The organism is Actinoplanes lutulentus (assembly GCF_003259845.1).
In the GTDB taxonomy this organism is placed as follows: domain Bacteria; phylum Actinomycetota; class Actinomycetes; order Mycobacteriales; family Micromonosporaceae; genus Actinoplanes; species Actinoplanes lutulentus.
Genome location: NZ_QLMJ01000027.1, coordinates 85,900 through 106,907 on the forward strand (window position 1 = coordinate 85,900; position 21,008 = coordinate 106,907).

Genomic DNA, 21,008 nt, shown 5'->3' on the forward strand with positions numbered 1-21,008 from the left:
TCAGCTTTCGACAAGAGCGGGCGGGGCGGGGAGGTCCAGGACCAGGCGGTCGCAGAGGGCCCGGGAGACGCACGGGAAGACGGCGGTCTGTGCCTGTTTCTCGTCGGGGGTGAGGATGTCGTCGCGGTGGTCGGCCTCGCCCTTGAGCAACGGGGTCTCGCAGCTGCCGCAGGTGCCCTCCCGGCACGACCAGATGATGTCGGCACCCGCGTCGAGCAGTACGTCGAGCATCGGGGTGCCGTCCGGAACCTGGCGTACCGGTCCGTCGAGGCCGAACTGGACCTCGAAGGAGCCGTCCGTTTCGACCGGGGATCCGGCCGGGTCGAACGATTCCGTGCGCAGGCGCCCGCCGGTGACCAGCCCGCTCAGTTCGCTGATCATCCGGTCCGGGCCGCACGCGTAGACCAGGGCCGAGGCCGGTGCCAGTTCCAGGGCCTGCGCCAGGGTGAAGTCCGGCGTCTGCGAGCGGTCCACGATCATGACCGCGTCACCCAGGGCGGCCACCCTGTCCAGGAACGGCATCCGGCTGCTGGTGCTTCCGACGTACACAAGGTGGAAAGGTTTTGACTGGGAGGCCAGATGCTCGGCCATGGTCAGGATCGGGGTGACGCCGATGCCGCCGGCGAGCAGCAGGTGATGCTCGGCGTCCTCCAGCGCGAACATGGCCTTCGGCCCGGCGACCCGGACCTCGGCGCCCACGGCGAGCGTGTCGTGAACGTGCCGGGAACCGCCGGCGCCGTCCGGGCGCAGCAGGACCGCGAACGTCCACACGCCGTCGTCGCCGGGTGTCCCGCACAGCGAGTACTGCCGGACCAGGCCCGGCGCGAGCTCCAGGTCGGCGTGATCGCCGGGCTGCCAGGCAGGCAGGTCCGGAGCCTGCACCCGGACCAGGACGACGTCCTCGGTGACCCTCTCGTGCGCGACCACCACGGCGTCGTAGCGCCGCGGGGTCATGATTGGTACCCCATCCGGGCGGCGACCGCGGTCTGGAACATCGCGGTGATCTGGTCCCACGACGGCAGCAGCGTGGTGTGGTTCGCGCCGTCGGAGGAGCGCCCGGCCTGCAGTTTGTACAGGAACGGGATGTCCTGTTCGTTGACGTGGAAGAGCACGTCGCACAGGCTCTTGACGGATTCCTCGAAGCGCGGCGCGGCCGCGTCGGAGTCAACGAAGACGGCCATGTGCTCGACGGTGCGGTCGGCGGCGGCCGGCGACAGCGCGATCACCTGGAACCAGTCGGCCTCCAGGAAGACCAGGGCGTTGGGGAACACGCAGAAGATATCCTGCGAGTCCACCTTGCCCGCCGGCACGTCACCGATGAACGGCAGCGCGTCCTCGGACTTCTTGGCCTTGCCGACGGCACCGCGGGGGTAGCAGCCACCGACGATCACCTGGCTGTCGATCACCACGTCGTCGACGTCCAGCGAGGCCGCGACCGGTCCGACCTGCGGGTGCACGAACGGCAGGTGGTAGAAGTCCAGGAAGTTCTCGACAGCGAGCTTCCAGTTCACCTCCAGGTCGAACGTCCGCTCCTGTGCCAGGTGCAGCCTGTCGAAATCGATGTGTGACCAGCGTTCGGCCAGCGGCGCGATGACGTCGGCGAACGGTGTGGGGTCGGCGCTGAGGTTCACGAACACCATGCCCGCCCAGACCGCGCTCGGCACCGGCAGCAGTCCCAGCTTGCGGCGGGACTCGGGGGAGGGCGCGCCGCGGCGCTCACGGTTGAAGTACGGCGCGGCCGCGAGGGACCCGTCCAGGTTGTACGACCAGCAGTGGTAGGCGCACTGGATGCGCTGGGTCACCTCGATCGGCTCCTGCGTCACGACCATCCCGCGGTGGCGGCACGAGTTGTGGAAGACGTTGACGTTGCCCTCGCCGTCGCGCACGATCAGCAGCGGTTTGCCGGCCACCTCGACCGGGTGCACATTGCCTTCGTTGCCGACCCAGTGCGTGTAACCGGCCCAGACCCATTCGGCGCTGAAGATCATCCGCTGCTCGCGGGCGAACTCCTGCGGGTCGGTGTACGCCGAGGCGGGCAGGATCGACCGTCCGTAGGTGTCCTCCGACAGCGGGCCGTCGACGATGGTGTTGCCGGTGCTGGTGGTCGAGTACGAGGTCATGCGGAACGCTCCATGGGTGCGGATCGAAGTGCCTGGGTGAATGCCTCGGTGGCCCATTCGCGCAGCTGCCCGGCCTCGGCCCAGCGGTCGCTGACCTGGACGCCGCCGGCATCGGTGATCGCGTACGGGGCGGTGCCGAGCTCGGTGAGGAAGACGACATCGCCGGACGGGCGCCGGCGCAGGATCTGCTCGAAGGCGTCGGCCCACCACCGCCGGGCCAGCGCGATCCAGGGCCGGCTGGACTCGTGGTGCAGCGGCAGCTGCACCTGGCACCGGGAAGCCACACGTCCCTGCACCGACCCGCCGCGCCGGAGCAGCGCCGCGATCTGGCTCTCGATCTCGGCGGTCGGCTCGGACGGGATCTCGGCGCCCACGACGTAGTGCGACAGGTCGATGGCCAGGTCGATGTCCTCGGGCAGGCGCTGGGCGAGCGCCGCGGTGAAGCGCAGGTCGTTGGTCATGGTGTTGCGGTGGGTCTCGAGCTCCAGCCGCACCCCTTCGCGGGCGGCGATGCCGTGCCAGCGCGCGGTGAGGGCGGCGGCCTCGCCGAGGTCCAGCGTGTAGTGCTGGGCGCACAGCACCAGGTCACGGGCTCCGATCGTGGCGGCGTACCGCAGCGCGTCGCCGAGCACCTTCTCGTCCGGGACGAAAGCCATCACGGTGGCACTGAGCCCGCTGCCCGCCGCCGCGGCGGCCAGATCGGTGCTGGTGGGGGCCTTCGAGGCGCCGAGGTCGACGGCGTACCCGCTGTAGCCCGCGGCGACCAGCTGAGCCAGCTGCTCCTCCATCGTCCAGGAGCGGGCGCCGCGCCAGGGTAGATCCTCCATGGCCCACAGCGACTGTACGAAGATCAGTCGAGAAGTGTTGTCGTCCTGGCTCATGGCAATATATCTACGTTAGATTCTGATCATTACGCAAGCAGAAGTTGGCCGTGACCACGGATTTAACAAACAAACTCTTTTCCGGAAATGTGCCCGGCGTGGGATGCTGTCCACCGCAGCGGAGAGAAGGAGCAGATGTGACGACGGACGAGGTCAAGGAAGCGGTGGCCGCCGCGCTCGCCTCCGACGGCCGGATGTCGGTGGAGGCGCTGTCTCGCTCGCTGGGGCTCACCAGTGCGGTGGTCCGCAAGGCCATGACGGCGCTGAGCGACGACGGTCTCGCCGTGCGGGCCGTCGTGCACCCCGCGGTGCTGGGCCTGCCCGAGTGCGCCCACCTGCGCCTGCGCGTCGACGGCCCGCTCGACCACGTGCTCGACGCGCTGTGTGCCCGGCCGGAGATTCCGTTCGTGTCGCACGTGGCCGGCGGGCATACCCTCTCGGCCGAGATCCGGGTGGCCGCCCGCACGACGCTCGCCTCCGTGGTCGCCGAGGTGGCGGCCCTGCCCGGCGTCGCCGGCGTCGACCTCGACGAGTACCTCGACATCGTGCGTGACGCCAGCCTCGACCTGCCCCGGCCCGGCGTTCCTCAGCCGCTCGACGAGATCGACCGCGCCCTGGTCACCGAGCTGCAGGCCGACGGGCGGCGCTCGTTCGCCGCGATGGGCGAGCAGGTCGGCCTCACCACCGCGTCCACCCGCAGCCGGGTGCTGCGCCTCATCGAGACCGAGGCGCTGCGCATCGGTGTCCGCCGGCGTCCCGGCCCCGGCACCGTCCAGGTCGGTTACCGCCTCAGCGCACCCGCCACACGGGCCGAGACCCTCACCGTGCTGCGCGACCTGCCGGACATGTCGTACCTGGCGCTCACCACCGGTTCGGCCGACTTCGTCGGCACCCTCACCTGCGCCTCGCTCGGTGACGCGTCGCGGGCGCTGACCCGGCTGCGGGCCGTCCCCGGCGTCCGTGCCCTGCAGAGCTGGACCCACCTCGACGTCGTGAAGGAGATCTACGCGTGAGCACCGAGCTGATCTGGCCCGCTCCCGCCGCGACGATGCCCGTGCGCGCCCGCCTCGACGTGGTCGCCGTGGACAGCACCGGCGCGGTTGTGGAGGCACCCACCGTCGACGACGCCGCCGTCTTCCTGGCCGGCGCCGCCGTCACCACCGGCACCGTGGTGCTGCGCAACTGGGAAGCCCTCGCCGCGGACCCCGCCGCCGGCTTGCTGCGCGACCTGCTCGCCACGTTCGGCACCTACGTCGTCCGGTCCGCCGAGGGCTTGACCTGCACCAGCCGGGCCACCTCCGGACACCTGGACGGCGTCGACCACGACCTGACCGCTGCTCCTGGTCTTGCCGGGATCGCGGTTGTGCTGGCGGCACTCGCGGACAGCCCGTCGAGTCTGCACGGTGTGTCCGAGGCTCCGCGCGTCGCCGAGGTCCTGGAGAATGTGACAGCACTGGGTGGTGACGCCACGGTGCGGGCGGGTGTCGTCGAGATCGTTCCGGGGCCGCTGCGCGCGGGTGCCTGGCAGTCACACGGCGACCCGCGGCTCGGGGCGTTCGGGGCTGTTCTCGGGCTGGTGATTCCGGGAGTGCGCATCGCCGGCCTCAGCCCGGACGCACCCGGGCTGAGGCCGTTCCTGAAAGCGTGGCGATGGGCCATGACGGCCGACGAGAACATCCTTCCCGGAACGAGTACCGGGACCGTGCCCTACTACGGCTGACGGCTGCGCCACCACTCGACGACGGTGGCCGCGGGCTGCTGTTCGTAGGCCCGCAACGATCCCTCCGAGAGGTAGCCCACGTGCGGGGTGACCACCGTGCGGGGATGGGCGCGCAGCGGATCGCCCGCGGCCGGTGGCTCGCCGGTCAGCACGTCCAGGCCCGCACCGCGCAGCCGGCCGGTGTCGAGGGCGGCCAGCAGCGCGCCCTGGTCGACGATCTCGGCGCGGGACACGTTGATCAGACTGGCCCCGTGCGGCAACCTGGCCAGCTCGGTGGCGCCCAGCATGCCGCGGGTCTGCTCCGACAGCGGCATGTGCACCGAGAGGACGTCGGCGGCGGCCAGCAGTTCGTCGAGACCGGCACCCTCGACCCCCTCGGGAACCGGGGCGTACGGGTCGTAGCCGATGACGCGACCGAACATCGGCCGGCCGATCCGGGCGAACTCGGCGCCGATCCGGCCGAGCCCGAGAACACCCAGGGTGCAGCCGGACAGACGACGCGGCAGGTGCTCGAAGGCCTCCGACCACGAACCCGCCGCGACCTGCTCGGTCACCCGCAGCCCCCGCTCGACGGCCAGCACCAGAGCCAGAGCGTGAACGGCGACCTCCTCGGTGGCGGCGCCGTACAGCGGGCGGATCCGCACACCGTGCCGCTCGGCCGCCTCGGCGTCGACCATGTCGGCCCCGGCCGAGGTCAGCGCCACGAGCTCCAGATCGGGCAGGGCGGCGAAGAAGTCCTCGCCGAGGTGCGCGTAACCGCCGATCGCGGCGACCGCGCGGGTCGCCGCAGGCGGAACCGCGGGATCGACGTCGAGCTTGAGCACCTCGACGTCGAAGCCGTTGCGGTCGAGCAGATCGACCGCGGGTCGCGGGTCGATGTCGGAGACGTCGGTCAGGATCACCAAGGGTCGCTGCGTCACGGTCAGAATCCTGCCGCGACGACGACGGTGACCACGTCGGTACGCATCGCCGTGTGGAGAGCCTCGCCCAGCGCTTCCGGCGAGGTGACCCGTACGCCGTGGGCACCGAAACCCTGGGCGATCAGGGCGTGATCGAACGCGGTGACCTCGGTGTCGACGCGGGTGGCCGACGCCCGGTCGAAGGAGTCGCGGATCTCCCCGTAACCGCGGTTGTCCCAGATCAGCAGGGTGAGCTGGCGGCCGAGATCGACGGCGGTGGCCAGTTCGGTGAGGGTGAACAGGCTTCCGCCGTCACCGGCGATCGCCAGTACCGGCCGCTGGGGTTGCGCGATGGCCGCACCGACCGCCATCGGCAGCGCCGCGCCGAGCGTGCCCAGGCCATAGGTGGCCGTCCAGGCGGTCGGTTCCGCGGGGGAGAGGTAGTGATGGGCGGTGTAGGCCAGCTGGGTGGAGTCCAGGACGACGGCGGTGTCCTCGGGAAGGGCCGCGGACACCGCGTCCAGCCATGGGTGATGCCCCAGGGACTGTGCGGTCCACGCGACGCCGGCGCGGGCGTCGCCGGCCCGGGCAGGGCCGTTCGCCGCCGGCTCCCGGTCGATCAGACCGGTCAGCCGTGCGAGAGCCGTACCGGCGTCGCCCTGAAGTGCCACCTTCGCCGGCATCGGGGCCTGCAGGTTCGCCGGGTCGATGTCGAGCCGGATGAGCGAACCACCGAACTCGACGTCCCGTCCGGTGTAGAGCACATCGGTCTCGGAGAACTCGGTGCCCACCGCCAGGACCACGTCCGCGTCCCGCAGCAGATCCTGGGTGCCGGCGAACGGCAGGAGCGTGCCGACAGCCAGCGGATGGCCGGGGGGCAGCAGACCCGCGGCGTTACCCGTGGTGACGACCGGCGCCCCGAGCATCTCGGCCAGCGCGCGGACCTCGGCGGCGGCGCCACGCGCACCGCCACCGGCGATGATCGCGGGAGTGCCCGCCCGGCCGAGCAGGGCGGCGGCGGCCCGGAAAGCCTCCTGATCGGGCTCGTGTTCTTCAGGCTGAAGAACAACCCGGGTGAAGGGACCGTCGACCTCGGTGGTGAGGACGTCGATCGGGATGGCGATGTGCGCCGGACGCGGGCGTCCCTCGGTCATCGCGGTCCACGCCCGGGCAACCAGCCCGGGCAGCTCCTGCGGGGTACGGGCCAGCCACGAATGCTCGGTGACCCCGGCCACCGCGGCCACCTGGTCACGGATGTCGTGCAACGGCCCGCGTTCACGCCCGAGCAGATCCGAGCGCGTGGTGGCGGTGACGAACAGCAGCGGGATCGAGTCGTGCCAGGCCTGCGCCAGCGGCGTCAGGGCGTTGAGCACACCAGGACCGGTGACCAGGGCACAGACGCCCGGCTTGCCCGTCTGGCGCGCGTACGCGTCCGCCATGAAACCGGCGCCCTGTTCGTGCCGCGCGGGGTGGGTGCTGATGCCGGCCTCGGCGAACCCTCGATAGAGCTCGATGGTGTGGACGCCGGGAATGCCGAACACGGATTCGACGCCGTACTCGCGCAGCAGCAGGGCCAGGGCATGCCCAGCTCTCATGGTGTTTCTCCTTACCGATGTCAGTGCATGTGAGCGAGGAAGCGGCGGGTGCGCTCGTGCTCGGGGGCGTCGAAGAAACGATCCGGCGGGGCCTGCTCGACGATCTGGCCGGAGTCGAAGAGGGCGACCTCGGAGGCCACACTGCGGGCGAAGCGCATCTCATGGGTGACCACCACCATGGTCATGCCGTCGGAGGCCAGCTTCTCCATCACGTCGAGCACCTCACGGACCAGCTCCGGGTCCAGTGCCGAGGTCGGCTCGTCGAACAGCATCAGCTTCGGTTTCATCACCAGGGCGCGGGCAATCGCCACGCGCTGTTGCTGGCCGCCGGAGAGCTCCGCGGGGTACGCGTGCGCGCGAGCGGACAGGCCGACCCGGTCGAGCATTTCCAGCGCCTGCTCCCGGGCCTCCTTCTTCGGCACCTTGAGGACGGTGGTCAGACCCGACATCACGTTGCGGGTGGCGTCCAGGTGCGGGAACAGGTTGAACTTCTGGAACACCATGCCGATCGCGGTGCGCTGACGGGCCAGGACGCGTTCGGGCGCCGGACGCACGTCGACCCGGCCACCGATCACCCCGATCGGCTCGCCGTCGAGCAGGATGGTGCCGGAGTCGGCGGGTTCCAGCAGGCTGATCATCCGCAGGATCGTGGACTTCCCGCTGCCGGACGGGCCCAGCAACGCCTTCACCTGGCCACGCCGCACGGTGAAGTCGACACCGCCCAGCACCTCGACATTGTTGTAGGACTTGTGCAGGTTCTGCACCTCGAGCAGTGGTGGAGTCTTCATGCCGGGACCTTCTCCTGCGTCGTCGTCTGCTTCGGGGAGCCGGCGGCCCCGGCGCGCGAGAGCGCGGGGAAACGGCGCCGGGTGGGCGTGGACGTCCAGGTGAAGCGGCGCTCGACACGGTTCTGCAGCAGCATCAGCACCGAGACGATCACCAGGTAGTAGACGGTGGCGGCGGCGTAGTACTCGGCGTACCGGAAGGTGACCGCCACACCCATCTGCGCCGTGGTGAGCAGCTCCTGCAGCGAGATCACGCTGGCCAGCGAGGTGTACTTGACCATGCCGATGAACTCGTTGCCGGTCGGGGGCAGGGCCACCCGGGTGGCCTGCGGCAGCACGACCTTGAACAGCACCTGGCCACGGGTCATGCCGAGGGCCCTTGCCGCGAGCTGCTGGCCGTCGTCGACGCTCATCAGCGCGGAGCGGATGATCTCGGCCATGAACGCGCCCTCGGCCAGGGCCAGCCCGATGAAGGCCGCCAGGAACGGCGAGTACCACTCCTTCTGGAACACCGGGGACAGCTGCGGCAGCCCGTTCCACATCAGCAGGAGCAGCAGCAGCGCCGGGACGGCCCGGAAGAACCAGATGTAGCTGGTGCAGAGCGAGCGGACCACGGCGAACTTCGAGGACTTGCCCAGGGCCAGGCCGAAACCGATGATCACCGCGCCGATCTGGCTGGCGATGGCCAGGCTCAGCGACAGCAGGGCACCCCGCAGGTACGCCTCGGAGAACAGTTGATCGAAGAAGATGGTCGAGTCGAATGCCATGGGGGCACCTCCGCCCGATTCACCGGGCGGCCGATCCGGAACGGACGGCCACCCGGATCAGCGAGTCAGTAGACGTTGAGGGAATCGGTGCTCAGCCCGTAGGTCGTGGCGATCTTGCCAAGGGTGCCGTCGGTGTAGAGCGCCTTCAGGGCCTCGCCCAGCGGAGCGGTGAGTGCGGCGTCCTTGTTGGCGAACATGCCGAACTGGGTGCTGGGCGGGAAGAACCCGTTGATCTGGCGCAGCTTGCCCGAGCTCTTCTTCACGATGTCGACGGCGGCGACGTCGGTCTCGATCAGCGCGTCGGCCTTGCCGTTCATCACGGCCAGCACGGTGTCGGAGGTCTTCGGGTAATTCTGCACGGAGGTCTTGGCGGCGCCGGCGGCCTCGCACTCGGAGGCGATCCGCTTGGCCTCCGTGAGGTTCTCGGAGGCGTTCTGTCCGACGAGGGTGAGCCCGCACAGGTCCTTCTCGGCGGCCGGGTCGGTCTTCACCGAGGTGCCCACGATCAGCGCCGGGCCGGTCTGCATGTAGGCGACGCCGTCCAGGACGCTGGTGCGCTCCTCGCTCATGTACAGGCCGCCGGGGATGACGTCGCACCGCTTGGACGTGAGGCCGGGCTGCAGGCCCTCGAAGGTGGTGACCTGGGTGGCGAACTCAAGGCCCCAGTACGCGGCCAGAGCCCGGGCGGCGTCGGCGTCGAAGCCGATGATGTCCCCGGACGTGCCGTTCTCGTAGTACTCCAGGGGTGCGTACTCGGGGTCGATACAGACCGTCAGGGTGCCGGCCTTGACCAGCCCTTCCGGAGCGGTGGCCTGAGCCTTGACAGCGGTGACGGCTTCCGAGGAGCCGGTGGAGTCGGAAGAACTGGAACCACAGGCCGAGAGGCCGAGCAGCGAGGCTGCTGCGGCCGCGGCGATGATCATTCGCTTCACGGGAGATCACTTCCTAGTTGCCGAACCAGGGGGTTGGCCGGGGACGCTAGGTGCCGTTTGTTTCCACCGCATTCCAAATCATTGCGATATCAGGCCTGGGTCGCGGAATCGTTCCCGTTCTGGGCCGTCTGTAATATCGTTTCGTCGTCCAGGAGGCAGATCAACGAAGGATTTGGACCATCGGTGGGCCGAAGAATTGGTCCGCCGATTTCCCGGTACGGAGGTCTGGATGAGCGGTTCCCCCCACGAGGAGATGAACGAACGTCTGGTGGCCCTGCTGCGCAGGGACGGTCGCGCCCCGATCGTCGACCTGGCGGCCGAGCTCGGCGTGCCCCGTTCGGTGGTCCGCAGCCGGCTGCGCGAACTGCGGGAGAGCGGCGACATCGCGATCGTCGCCATCGCTCATCCGGCCGTCCTGGACCTGGACGTCGGATGCCACCTCTCCATCAAGGTCTACGGCTCCACCCGCGACGTCGTCGAGCATCTGCTGGCGGCCGAGAACGTCACCCTCGTGTCCCTGGTGAGCGGGGAGTACGACATCGTGGTCGAGCTCCGGGCCCGCGACCAGCGCGAACTCTTCGACGCGGTGGAGGAGATCCGCCTCTCGGACGCCGTCCGTGAGGTGTGCACGCTCGTCTACGTCGACGTGCTGCGCAGCCCGTTCGCGGCGGCCGCACGTCCGGCGCAGGTACGGCTCGACGAGATCGACCTGGCCATCGTGCACCGGCTGCAGGACGACGGCCGCATGCCGTTCCGGGAACTCGCGGAATCCGTCGGGGTCTCCGAGTCCACCGCGCGTACCCGGACCCTGGCGTTGCTGGAGCGGGAGGTCATGCGGATCTCGACCATCTCCCGCCGCGGCCGGCGTACCCGGAACATGGCGATGGGTCTGGGGATGCACGTGCGGGGATACTCCGAAGACCTGGTAGCCACCATCCTCGAGATCCCCGGGGTCGAGTTCCTGGCCACCGTGATCGGGAATTACGACATGATCGGCACCATCTCGGGGAACTCGCTGCCGGCGTTGCAGCGGATCGCCGAGCAGGTGCGCTCGTCCTCCGACGTCACGGGAATCTGCACCTGGGTGCACATGGACTTCGTCCGTGAGACGTACCGGCTCCCGCTCGGCGGTGGCACGGCCGGCGTGACGCCCGCCGCGCGCCGTGGTTCACGAGCTCCCAGCACTCCGGCGGAAGATCCGTTCGCGCTGCTGTGACAGCGGCGGCCACCAGCGCGGATCGCGCTGGTGGCCGCCGGGTTCACCTCGGTCCTACTGCCAGATCAAGGATCAGGGGTACGCCACGACGTTGCGCGGCGTGGTGTTGCCGGCCGGGTTGGGGACGGCGCCGCCGGTGTCGTTGACGACGTTGGCGATGGTGCCGACGTCACCGAGCGAGACCGTCAGAACGCTGCGGAGCCGTACGCCCGCCCGGTTCGGGACCTCGAACGCCCGGTCCACCCGGACGCTCGGGTTGACGTTGAAGTAGGCGTACGAGCCGCCGCCCCACAGTTCGTGGTCGGTGACCGCGTCGGCGACCTTGTAGGCGGCGTAGCCGTTTCCACGGGGCCCGATCCAGGCCGCCTGGTTGGGTACGTCGTACGGCTTCTCGTTCTGGAAGAAGATCGTCTTCCCCCGGTTGCCGTTCCAGATCACCTCGTACTTCTGGTAGTGCTCGACGAACAGGCCGGTGGCGAGGACGTCGTCGCCGTTCACGACGAGGCCGGTGTCGCCGGTGTTGACCGTCCAGCCGGTGGGCGCGCCGCCGTGGTCGGCACGCCAGGCCCAGATGTGGTCGATGAGCGTGTCGTCGCTGTGCACCGCGAGGGTGGTGGTGGCCTTGCCCTGGACGCTGCTGCCGATCCGGAAGAAGACGTCCTGCAGGCTGATCGGGTTCGCGGCGTGGTCGGTGTGGACACCGGCCTGTCCGACGCTCATCAGCGTCGGGCTGTTCGTCGTACCGGCGTCGAAGGTCAGACCGCTGACCTTGACCCCGTCGACGTCGGCGATGTTCAGCGCCTCGACCCCGTTGTTCGGGATCAGGGTCGGGAAGCCGATGCCGGTCACCACGGTGTTCGGGCGGGTGACCCGGATGGTCTCGTTGAGCGAGTACGTGCCCGGGGTGAAGAACAGGTTCAGGCCCTGAGCGAGCGCGGAGTTGATCCGGGCGGCGCTGTCACCGGGCTTGGCGACGTAGAACTCCCGCATCGGGATCGACGTGCCGGCGGTGTTCGGCCAGTTGGCACCCGCGGAGTTGCGGCGCAGAGCGGGCACGAAGACGCGGTACAGGCCGGCGCTGTCGACGTACAGGAAAGGCTTCTCCCGGGTGACGGGCGTGGTGGCCAGGGTGGTGTGCGGCGGGTTCGGGAACGCGTTGGCCGGAGCGCCCTGGACGCCGGAGTAGACCATGTTCCAGACACCGCCGTCCCAGCGGCTGATCCGGCTGTCACGGGTGTACCACTGCTGCTGGGAACCGGAGGAGACGACGCCGTCGACGACGGAGTCGGCCAGGTAACCGCCGCTGGAGTAACCCTGCCCGTTGTCCTGGTTGGACGGCGCCAGGGTCAGGTTGCCCTTGATGTGCACCCGGCGCATCGGGGCGGCCTGGGAGACGGCCCACCGGTTGGTGCCGCCCTCGGGGACGATCGACAGGTTCTCCATGCTGCGCCAGAAGTTCTGCGTCGCGTTGGACTCGTCGCCGTAGTTCCAGCCGGAGTCGACGTTGACCGCACCGTTGATCGTCACGTCGTCGGGGTTGAGACCGAGACCGGCGAGGGTGGTGTAGAAGCCGACGTTGGCCCAGACCCGCCCGTACGTTCCGGGCTTGAAGAGGAACACGTGACGCTGCGATCCGAACTGCGCGGTCGGGCTGCGCAGCTGCGCGTTGAACGCCGCGTCCACCGCCGTCTGGATGGTCGCCGCCGAGGTGGACGGATCGAAGATCCGCACGTTCGCGCCGAGATCCGGAGTGTCCGACGTGGGCAGCGACGGGGTGCTGGGCGACGGCGACGGGTTCACGCCGTTCGCGAAGACCTGGAACTCCCAGAGCGAGTAACCGTACGGCGTGGCCCGGGTGGTGCCGTTCATCCGCACGTACCGGCCGCTGCCGGAGACGTTCAGCGTCTGTACGCCGGACTGGCCCGCGGTGACCGGGCTGATGTTCGTCCAGGAGGTGCCGTTCGCGGAGGTCTGAATGGTGAACGCCGAGGCGAACGCGGCCTCCCAGTTCAGCACGACCTGGTTGATCGTCTGGGTGCTGCCCAGGTCGACCTGCAGCCACTGCGGGTCGGCGAACGTGCTGGACCAGCGGGTGCCGGCGTTGCCGTCGACCGCGGCGGACGCGGGGAAGGCGGCACTCTCGACGGACGAGGCGGTGGCCGTCTTGCCCTGCGACACCGGGATGTCCGCGGCACTGGCGGTGGTGGCGACCGAGGCGACGGTGATGCCGAGGGCGGTGGCGAGGACGGCGCTGAGCACGACCTTCCCGCGGCGTCGAAGGTGGTGCGGCGGTGGAGAAGTCACTGTCGGGGGTGTCATGTTCCTGCCTGTCGGACGGGGCGCCGCGCATCCATTGGGGACAGACGCGTGGCGGGGCGGGAGTGGGGTGCAGCCAGACCAGAGAGCGCTCTCCACGGAATTGTTACCGCCATGTTGCCGCTCGTCAATATGCCGTCAACAAAGGACCGGTTCCGGAACTAAATCCGCCCCTCAGCAGCCCGGGATCATGACGTCTCTATCGAGCAATCCGAATGGGAAATAAGAAAGAATGCCCTCGGAAAATTGTTATTCCGCCGGACGGAGCCCGTCTGCGACTGGAGGCGGTGCTGCCGCTGTCGGCGTGATCGATCGGGATGTCCGGAACCACCGCGGCCGCTGAATCCTTCGCCAATCCGGCAAATCGGCTATCGGGGTAGCGCATCGATGTCCTTCCATGTTTCTGTGCGTGGGCTTGTCTTACGGGGAGGAACGCATCGATGTCCATCGCTGGAATATCCGCGCGCATCCGCTGGCTCACCGGATTCTGCGCGCTCCTGCTGATCATCACCCTGGCGCCGCCGGCCGACGTGCCGGCCTCCGCTGATCCGGGTGAGGTTCCCACTGTCTCCGCTGGTCAGGTGCCGCAGCAGCGGGGCCTGCCGGCCGGTGCGGCCTCGGACGCCGCGGTCTCCGAAACGTCGCGGCCACCGGTGGTGCCGCCCTCGGTGCAGGCCGGTGGCGAGGCCGTCGCGGCACGGTTCGCCGCCGCTGCGGCGCCGGGTGAAGCGTTCGTCGACGTGCTGCTGCGACCCGGATTCGTGGTCGGTGACACCTCGCTGGTGACCTATTTCAACCTCAAGGACCGGGGCTTCGACCGCTGGCGGATCGATCTCTACGACGCTGATTCACAGACCCGTCAGGAGTCCGTGGAGCTGGGTCTCGACCAGCTGGGCAACGACGGCTGCGGCAATCTGCGTGACTTCTGCAAATCGCTCGGCGCCGAGCAGGGCTGGCAGCTGGACGCGACCAGGAATTACTTCGTCACGATCACCGGGCTCTACCCGGACGGCGAGGTGCCGTCCGCGCGGTCGGAGACCACCCAGCCGCGGACCACTGTCGACCCGCCGGCGATCCCGGACCGGCAGGCCGCCGGGTGTGGATGCAGCGTCGCACTGGGCATGACCGGCGCGAGCCAGGCCACCCGGGCCATCGGCGTCAACACCGGCACTGGTGCTTTCGTGCGTACCGAAAAAGATCTTTTGACCTCGTCTTTTGGTGTTCCTTTCACCTCGACCCGGTCCTATTCGTCGCTGAACACGGGTGCCTCGGCGTTCGGGCCGGGCTGGGCCTGGATCTATGACCTGAAGGTCACCCCGGTGGATGACGGGGTGCTGGTGCGCGCCGAGGACGGCTCGGACACGATCTTCAAAATCCAGGGCGATGGGTACGCGCGACCGGCCGGCGTGCGATCGACGCTGCGCAAGGCGGGTGACGGCTGGGAGCTGGTCACCCGCAACAACATCGTGTACGCGTTCGACGCGCAGGGCCGGCTGATCTCGATCCTGAACCCGCGCCAGGTCGGATTGCGGTTCGCGCACACCGACACCAGCGTCACGGTCACCGACGCCTCCGCGCGCAAGACCGTGGCCAAGCTCGTCGGCGGGCTGATCGATTCGATCACGCTACCGGACGGCCGGAAGACGCAGTACACCTACACGAGCGGCCTGCTGACCAAGGTCCGGGACGCGGCCGGTGAGTACTGGCAGTACACCTACGACGCGAACCGGCTGCTGACGAAGGTGACCCAGCCGGACAAGGTGGTCGCGCTCACCAACGAGTACGCGGGCGGCCGGGTGGTCCGGCAGCTCGACGCGCTCGGCGCGGCAACGACGTTCGTGTGGAACGCCGAGAAGCAGGAGGCCCGGACCACCGACGCGGACAACGTCGTGGTGTGGGACGGATACAAGGGCAACGTGCTGCTCTACTCGCAGCGCGGCAACGGCGACACCAGCAACCACCGCTACGACGGTTCGCTGAACCGCAGCCTGGTGGTCAACGGCAACCAGAACCAGCACGAGTCGACCTACGACCCGGCCGGCAACCTGGTCCAGCAGTTCGCGCCGCAGCGCCGGTTCTCCGAGAAGACGACATACGACGCCCGGAACAACCCGACGACCCACGTCGACGCGGACGGACGCACGTGGAAGGACGACTACAACGAGTTCGACGAGCTCGTGAAATCCACCGACCCGCAAGGCCATGCGATCACCTACACCTACGACGCGCGCGGCCTGTCGCTGACCGTGACCGACCAGCGCGGCAAGGTGACCCGCTCGGAGAACATCCCGGACGGTGAGGCGAACGCCGGTCTGCAGGGGGCGGTGATCTCGGCCGAGGGACGGCGTCTGGAGTACGGCTACGACAAGGTGGGCAGGCCGGTCACGGTGACCGACGCGCGTGGCACGGTGGCCGGGGCGAAACCGGCGGACTTCACCACCCGGACCACGTACGACGCGCTGGACCGGGTCGTCGCGGTGAAACAGCCGGGCAAGGACAACCCCAAGACGAGTGTGTACGACACCGTGGGCCGGTTGAAGAAGTCGGTGAGCCCGGCGGGCGTGGCCGTCTCCTACAGCTACCTCGACAACGGGCTGCTCAAGGCGGTCTTCGAGGCGCGGCGCACGTTGCTGCACACGTACACGCCGGCGGGCCGGCGGGCGACCTCGGCCGTCGACATGCGGCACGAGGCCGACCTGGTCACCAGCTTCACGTACAACGCCAAGGGCCTGGTGCAGTCGTCGACGTCGCCGCGGGGCAACGTGCCGGGGGCGACAAAGGCTGACTACACCACGACGTTCGTCTACGACAACAACGACAACATCATCCAGACCCGGCGGCCGTACCCGAACGGGCAGGTCGTCACCCGCGACTACAAGGTCGACGACCTGGACCGCAGCGTCGGTACGGTCGACGAGTTCGGCAAGTCCACGACGTTCGACCGGGCCAACAGCGGCCGGGTCAACAGCTCCACGGACAGCCTGGGGCGCAGCACGAAGCTGTCGTACGACGCCGGTGGCCGCCAGAGCGGCATCACCGACGCGGGCGGCGCGCAGACCAAGACCGAGTACGACCCGGCCGGCAACAAGATCAAGACGATCTCGCCGACCGGCGGGGTCACCACGTACGAGTACACCGACGACGGGCTGCTGGCCGCGGTCACCGAGCCGCGCGGCAACGTCGAGGGCGCGGACAAGGAGCGGTTCACCGCGCACTACGAGTACGACCTGGCCGGTAACCAGGTCCGCTCGATCGACGCGCTCGACAACGTCACCACCGCGAAGTACGACGCGATCAACCGGCTGGCCTCGGTCACCGACGCGAACAAGCACACCACGCGGCACACGTACACCGACGACGACCAGCCGCGCAGCGTGACCACCCCGGACGTCGACGACCCGGAGGACGAGTCCACGTTCTACGGGTACGGCGACGACGGCTCGCTCACCTCCATCACCGACCCGAAGGGCAACCGGACCACCGTCGACTACGACGAGGCAGGTCGCCTGGCGCGTAGCACCGATGCGCTGGAACGCAGCACGTACGCGAAGTACGACGCGGACGGCAACCGGATCCAGACGATCACCATCGGCGAGGACGAGGAGATCGAGGACCTCAGCGCCAAGGAACGCGCCAAGCGCACGATCGCCGACAGCTACGACATCGTCGGCCGGCTCGACCAGCGCACGCTGGGCACCGGGGGACCGGTTTACCAGTGGCGGTACGACGGCAAGGACCGGGTCACGTCGTACGGGGATCCGACCGGTGTCCGCGAGGTGGTCTACGACGACGAGGACCAGATCCAGACGGTCACCCGCAAGCAGGCGGGCCGGACCGACGAGGTCTACCGCTACGACTACGACAACCGCGGCAACGTCACGTCACGGCAGTACCCGGACGGCACCACTGTTGCGTTCGGTTACGACGCGGCGAGCCGGATCACGTCGCTGAGCGCGGCCGGTGCGGACTGGAGCTTCGGGTACGACGTCGCCGGCCGGCGGACCAGCACCGTGCTTCCGGGTCCGACCGGGCTGTCCGAGCAGCGGGTCTACGACGACGCGGGCCGGTTGACCGCGATCGGCACCGACCGGACCGGTTCGTCCGTGCCGGGCGTACAGGATCCGATCTCTTCCTACGCTCTGACCCTGGACGCGGTCGGCAACCCGAACCGGGTCGTCACCACCCGCGGCGGTGTGGCCGAATCGGTGGCGTACGCCTACGACGAGGCGGACCGGGTCACCTCGGCCTGCTACGCGGTCGCGTCGTGCACCGACAAGGACGCCAAACCGGCCGGTCGCATCGACTACCGGTACGACGTGAACGGCAACCGGACCAAGCAGACCCGGACCGGAAACGCCGGCAACGACGTCACCGAGTACGAGTACGACGACGGCGACCAGCTGGTCGAGACGGAACTCGAAGGCCCGAACCACGAGCGGGAGACCGAGTACAAGTACGACGAGCGCGGTAACCAGATCAAGGCAGGCGGCGACCGGCTCGAGTACAACCTCGACAACACCCTGGCCAAGGCGACCCTCGCCAGCGGGCAGAGCTCCACGTTCAACTACGACGCCGACGGCCTGCGCATCTCGGCGACGTCGACGGCGCAGAGCCAGACCTCGACGCAGTACTGGTCGTGGGATGTGGCGGGCACGCTGCCGCAGATCGGCATCGACACCGTCGAGAACAGTGCCGGTGCGGTGGTGGAGAAGCGCGGTTTCACCTATGGGCCGGACGACGAGCCGCTTGCCCTGCTCGACCCGGCGTCGGGCGTGCACTCCTACACCCATGACTGGCTCGGTGGTGTGGCGAACCTGCTGACGCCGACCGGCGAGGTCGAGGAAGGGTACGACTACGACCCGTTCGGCAACCCGCGCGAGGGGCCGACCCTGGCCGGGCAGCAGCTGCCGGCGCAGAGCATCGAGAACCCGATGCAGTTCACCGGGCAGTACCAGGACTCCACGTCCGGTGACGGCAACTACTACCTGAGGGCGCGCAACTACGACCCGGACACCGGCCGGTTCGCCAGCCGGGACCCGCAACCCACCGGTAAGGGCGCCACGTCGGCGTACACGTACGCGTCCAACAACCCGCTGGCGTACACCGACCCGACCGGGGCGGTGCCGGACGCCGGGCCGACCACCACGACGACCACACCTGTGGTGCAGGGACCGTCGCCGGAGGAGATCGCACGGGCCAACCAGCTGCAGTCCAAGAGCACGCTGGACGTGATCCTGGAGGCCGGCGGCCAGATCCTGATGGAGTTCCTCGGGATCAACGACATCCTCAACTGCCTCAAGGGCGACCTGGTCGCCTGCGTCTCGATGGTCGTCGGGGCGCTGCCCTGGGGCAAGATCTTCAAGGCCAAGAAGATCGGCGAGGCGATCTTCCGGGCCGGCAAGGCCGTGTTCACCTTCTTCGAGGAGGTGAAGTGGGCCCGAGCCATCCTGCAAGGCGCGGAAAAGGCGGCACAGGCCGCCAAGGACGCGGCAGCAAAGGCGGCCAAGGCCGCGGCCGAGAAAGCGGCGGCAGCCAAGGAAGCGGCGGACCGAGCGGCCAAGGCCGTCGCCGCCAAGGCAGCGGAGAAGGCGAAGGCCGTCGCCGCCAAGGCCAAGGCCAAGACCAAGAGATCCGCGGCTGACGGCTCGGCCTGCCCGACGCCGCACAGCTTCGTCGCGGGCACCGCGGTTCTGCTGGCCGACGGGACGAGCAAGCCGATCGAGGACGTCGAGCCGGGCGACACGGTGCGGGCGGCCGACCCGGAGACCGGAGAATCCGGTTCCCGGCAGGTCACTCACACCATTCGTACGGATGATGACAAGCACTTCGTCGAGCTGACCGTCGACGACGGGCAGACCGTCACCACCACCGAGACTCACCCGTTCTGGTCGGTCACCCGCGAGCAGTGGGTGGAAGCCGGTGATCTGCGCGAGGGCGAGCTGCTACGGACCTCCGCAGGGACGTACGTGCAGCTGTCGGCGGTCAAGAAGTACGAGGGCGAGGCCCGCACCTACGACCTCACCGTCGACGACCTGCACACGTACTTCGTACTCGCCGGTGCCGCATCGGTCCTCGTCCACAACTGCGAGGTGGTTCTTTACCGCTCACCCGGCGAAGGACGACGGGCGAGCGAGGCCCGGGGTCTCAACGCGGGCAACCACCAGGGCAATCACCCGACCGCCTACCTGTCCAACCTGCCCGAGGGTGCGGCACAGTACGCCGGCAACGGCCATGACCTGGGGTTCCACCGATTCGTCATGAGGGACGGATTCCGTGAGGCGTTCGGAGACCTCGAATTCCCGCTGCCCAACTCGAATGGCATCGACAATCTGACGGAGTGGAGAATTCCGGCGGCCAGGTTCGACGAGTTCAATTCGTACATCGATCACAGCAAGACCCAATGGTGGGATGCTGCATTGGGGCACTTCTATCCGCCCGCCGGGTAGGTGAAATAATGTAGCGGGTGGGTGGTGCCGCGCGCGGCGCCACCCACCCGATGGCTTGCCTGCTGCTTGGAGTGTTGATGCCGGATCGGTTCGAGCGATACCGTGAACTGCTGGACTCGCTCAGCGAGGTGACACCCGTCGTTACCGACATCGAGCCGCGGGTCGCGGCGGACGGGCCGGTCCGCGCGATCTCCTGCATCGGCTTTCCCGAGCCGCAATACATCACCGGATTCACGTACGGGCTGTCGCTGGCGAATCATCCGGATTGGGGTGGGCGAGCCCGCGAACTGTGCATCACCGTGCGATCCAGCGAGGTGGAATGGTCTCGAATTCCGGCCAGAATCGTGGCCGCTCTGCGCGGGATCTGTCCGTTCAATTCAGGGCAGGTCCTTGGCTACAAGGAGCCGTATGTCGCGTCATCACCGATGAGCAGTGTCGCCTTGGCGGCGCCCGCCTCCGAGAGGATTCCACCGGTCCTCGACCTGGATGGTGACCACATCGAGATGATCGGCGTCTACCCGATCTTCGCATCGGAGCGAGAACTCGCCTACTCCCGGGGATTCGATGCGCTGTGGGGGCTGACGTGGGATCGCTTCGACCCCCTGCGCACGCCGGCAGCCTGACGGGCCGGCCCGATGGTGGCGATGTTGCTGATCGGGTACCGCATTGCGGTATCGCTCGGCTTCGCTTCGAGGAACTGGTTGCATGTCGCAATCTGTTTTCCTAGGCTGCTGACCATATGACTACGCACACGGGTTTGACGGCCGTGACCTGGCCGCTGCGCACCGACCGGCTGTCCTTGCGGCCGGCTACCACCGGCGACACCGGCGCCACCTGGCACTTCCGGCGCCGCGCCGACGTCAGCCACTGGATCACCCGCGCCTCGGCCACCCTGGACGACCACCGCACCTGGTTCGAGGCACCGGAGACTCTCGCCAGGACCCTCGTGATCGAGCACAGCGGCGCCGTCATCGGCGACCTCATGGTCAAGATCGAGGACGCCTGGGCCCAGACGGAGATCGCCGAAGAAGCGCGCAGCGTGCACGCGGAGCTGGGATGGGTGCTCGACCCCGATCACGCAGGCCATGGGTACGCCACCGAAGCCGTCCGTGAACTGCTCCGGCTCTGCTTCGAGGATCTCGGACTGCGCCGCGTGACGGCCGTCTGCTTCGCTGACAACGAGGCGTCATGGCGGCTGATGGAACGCGTCGGAATGCGCCGCGAGTTCCACACCGTCCGGGATTCACTGCATCGATCGGGTGAGTGGCTCGACTGCCTGGGTTATGCCTTGCTCGCCGACGAATGGCGTATCAGCCGCGGGTAGCGCTCGC

Annotated in this window: 15 protein-coding genes; 6 read left to right on the forward strand and 9 right to left on the reverse strand. The window is 68.7% G+C overall.

Annotated features, from left to right (window positions below; all coding sequences use genetic code 11):
• Genes B0I29_RS41110 through B0I29_RS41120 form a run of 3 tightly spaced genes read right to left on the reverse strand, consistent with a single transcriptional unit; the run spans position 1 to position 3,001 of the window.
• Complete coding sequence (locus B0I29_RS41110; protein WP_111654601.1) at positions 1 to 954, reverse strand: PDR/VanB family oxidoreductase; 954 nt, start codon at positions 952 to 954, stop codon at positions 1 to 3.
• Positions 951 to 2,120: an aromatic ring-hydroxylating oxygenase subunit alpha gene (locus tag B0I29_RS41115; protein ID WP_111654602.1), complete on the reverse strand. Its 1,170-nt coding sequence runs from the start codon at positions 2,118 to 2,120 to the stop codon at positions 951 to 953. Before B0I29_RS41115 ends, B0I29_RS41110 begins: the two co-directional genes overlap by 4 nt.
• Positions 2,117 to 3,001, reverse strand: a complete 885-nt coding sequence (locus B0I29_RS41120) for a sugar phosphate isomerase/epimerase (RefSeq protein ID WP_111654603.1) — start codon at positions 2,999 to 3,001, stop codon at positions 2,117 to 2,119. The genes B0I29_RS41115 and B0I29_RS41120 overlap by 4 nt, the downstream gene beginning before the upstream one ends.
• Before the next feature lie 137 nt (positions 3,002 to 3,138).
• On the opposite strand from B0I29_RS41120, the gene B0I29_RS41125 reads away from it, so the two are divergent.
• Positions 3,139 to 4,014, forward strand: coding sequence for an Lrp/AsnC family transcriptional regulator (locus B0I29_RS41125; RefSeq protein WP_111654604.1), 876 nt, complete (start codon positions 3,139 to 3,141; stop codon positions 4,012 to 4,014).
• Complete coding sequence (locus B0I29_RS41130; RefSeq protein ID WP_111654605.1) at positions 4,011 to 4,721, forward strand: 3-phosphoshikimate 1-carboxyvinyltransferase; 711 nt, start codon at positions 4,011 to 4,013, stop codon at positions 4,719 to 4,721. Before B0I29_RS41125 ends, B0I29_RS41130 begins: the two co-directional genes overlap by 4 nt.
• Here B0I29_RS41130 and B0I29_RS41135 read toward each other — a convergent pair.
• The 5 genes from B0I29_RS41135 to B0I29_RS41155 form a co-directional block, all read right to left on the reverse strand.
• Positions 4,712 to 5,641, reverse strand: a complete 930-nt coding sequence (locus B0I29_RS41135; protein WP_181558239.1) for an NAD(P)-dependent oxidoreductase — start codon at positions 5,639 to 5,641, stop codon at positions 4,712 to 4,714. The genes B0I29_RS41130 and B0I29_RS41135 overlap by 10 nt on opposite strands.
• Positions 5,642 to 5,643: 2 nt before the next feature.
• Positions 5,644 to 7,215, reverse strand: a complete 1,572-nt coding sequence (locus B0I29_RS41140) for a 5-guanidino-2-oxopentanoate decarboxylase (protein ID WP_111654607.1) — start codon at positions 7,213 to 7,215, stop codon at positions 5,644 to 5,646.
• 20 nt (positions 7,216 to 7,235) lie between these two features.
• The gene (locus B0I29_RS41145) at positions 7,236 to 8,003 is read right to left on the reverse strand and encodes an amino acid ABC transporter ATP-binding protein (protein ID WP_111654608.1); all 768 of its coding nucleotides are present in this window, start codon (positions 8,001 to 8,003) and stop codon (positions 7,236 to 7,238) included.
• Positions 8,000 to 8,767 carry an amino acid ABC transporter permease gene (locus B0I29_RS41150; protein WP_111654609.1) on the reverse strand — a complete coding sequence of 256 codons (768 nt, stop codon included), beginning with the start codon at positions 8,765 to 8,767 and terminating at the stop codon, positions 8,000 to 8,002. The genes B0I29_RS41145 and B0I29_RS41150 overlap by 4 nt, the downstream gene beginning before the upstream one ends.
• A 65-nt stretch (positions 8,768 to 8,832) precedes the next feature.
• The gene (locus tag B0I29_RS41155) at positions 8,833 to 9,690 is read right to left on the reverse strand and encodes a transporter substrate-binding domain-containing protein (RefSeq protein ID WP_111654610.1); all 858 of its coding nucleotides are present in this window, start codon (positions 9,688 to 9,690) and stop codon (positions 8,833 to 8,835) included.
• A gap of 238 nt (positions 9,691 to 9,928) precedes the next feature.
• Here B0I29_RS41155 and B0I29_RS41160 point away from each other — a divergent pair, with 238 nt between their 5' ends.
• Positions 9,929 to 10,915 (forward strand): Lrp/AsnC family transcriptional regulator, encoded by a 987-nt coding sequence (locus tag B0I29_RS41160; RefSeq protein ID WP_181558240.1) that lies wholly within the window; start codon positions 9,929 to 9,931, stop codon positions 10,913 to 10,915.
• Between the two features lie 72 nt (positions 10,916 to 10,987).
• Here the strand turns inward: B0I29_RS41160 and B0I29_RS41165 are convergent, their stop codons facing one another.
• Positions 10,988 to 13,174 (reverse strand): discoidin domain-containing protein, encoded by a 2,187-nt coding sequence (locus B0I29_RS41165; RefSeq protein ID WP_245973158.1) that lies wholly within the window; start codon positions 13,172 to 13,174, stop codon positions 10,988 to 10,990.
• 497 nt (positions 13,175 to 13,671) lie between these two features.
• On the opposite strand from B0I29_RS41165, the gene B0I29_RS41170 reads away from it, so the two are divergent.
• From B0I29_RS41170 to B0I29_RS41180, 3 genes are all read left to right on the forward strand, one after another.
• On the forward strand, positions 13,672 to 19,677 hold the full coding sequence (locus tag B0I29_RS41170) for a polymorphic toxin-type HINT domain-containing protein (RefSeq protein ID WP_111654613.1): 6,006 nt from the start codon (positions 13,672 to 13,674) through the stop codon (positions 19,675 to 19,677).
• Between the two features lie 17 nt (positions 19,678 to 19,694).
• Complete coding sequence (locus B0I29_RS41175; RefSeq protein ID WP_111654614.1) at positions 19,695 to 20,300, forward strand: suppressor of fused domain protein; 606 nt, start codon at positions 19,695 to 19,697, stop codon at positions 20,298 to 20,300.
• A gap of 116 nt (positions 20,301 to 20,416) precedes the next feature.
• Entirely contained in the window at positions 20,417 to 21,001 is a 585-nt protein-coding gene (locus tag B0I29_RS41180; RefSeq protein ID WP_111654615.1) for a GNAT family N-acetyltransferase, read from the forward strand.
• Positions 21,002 to 21,008: the final 7 nt, after the last annotated feature.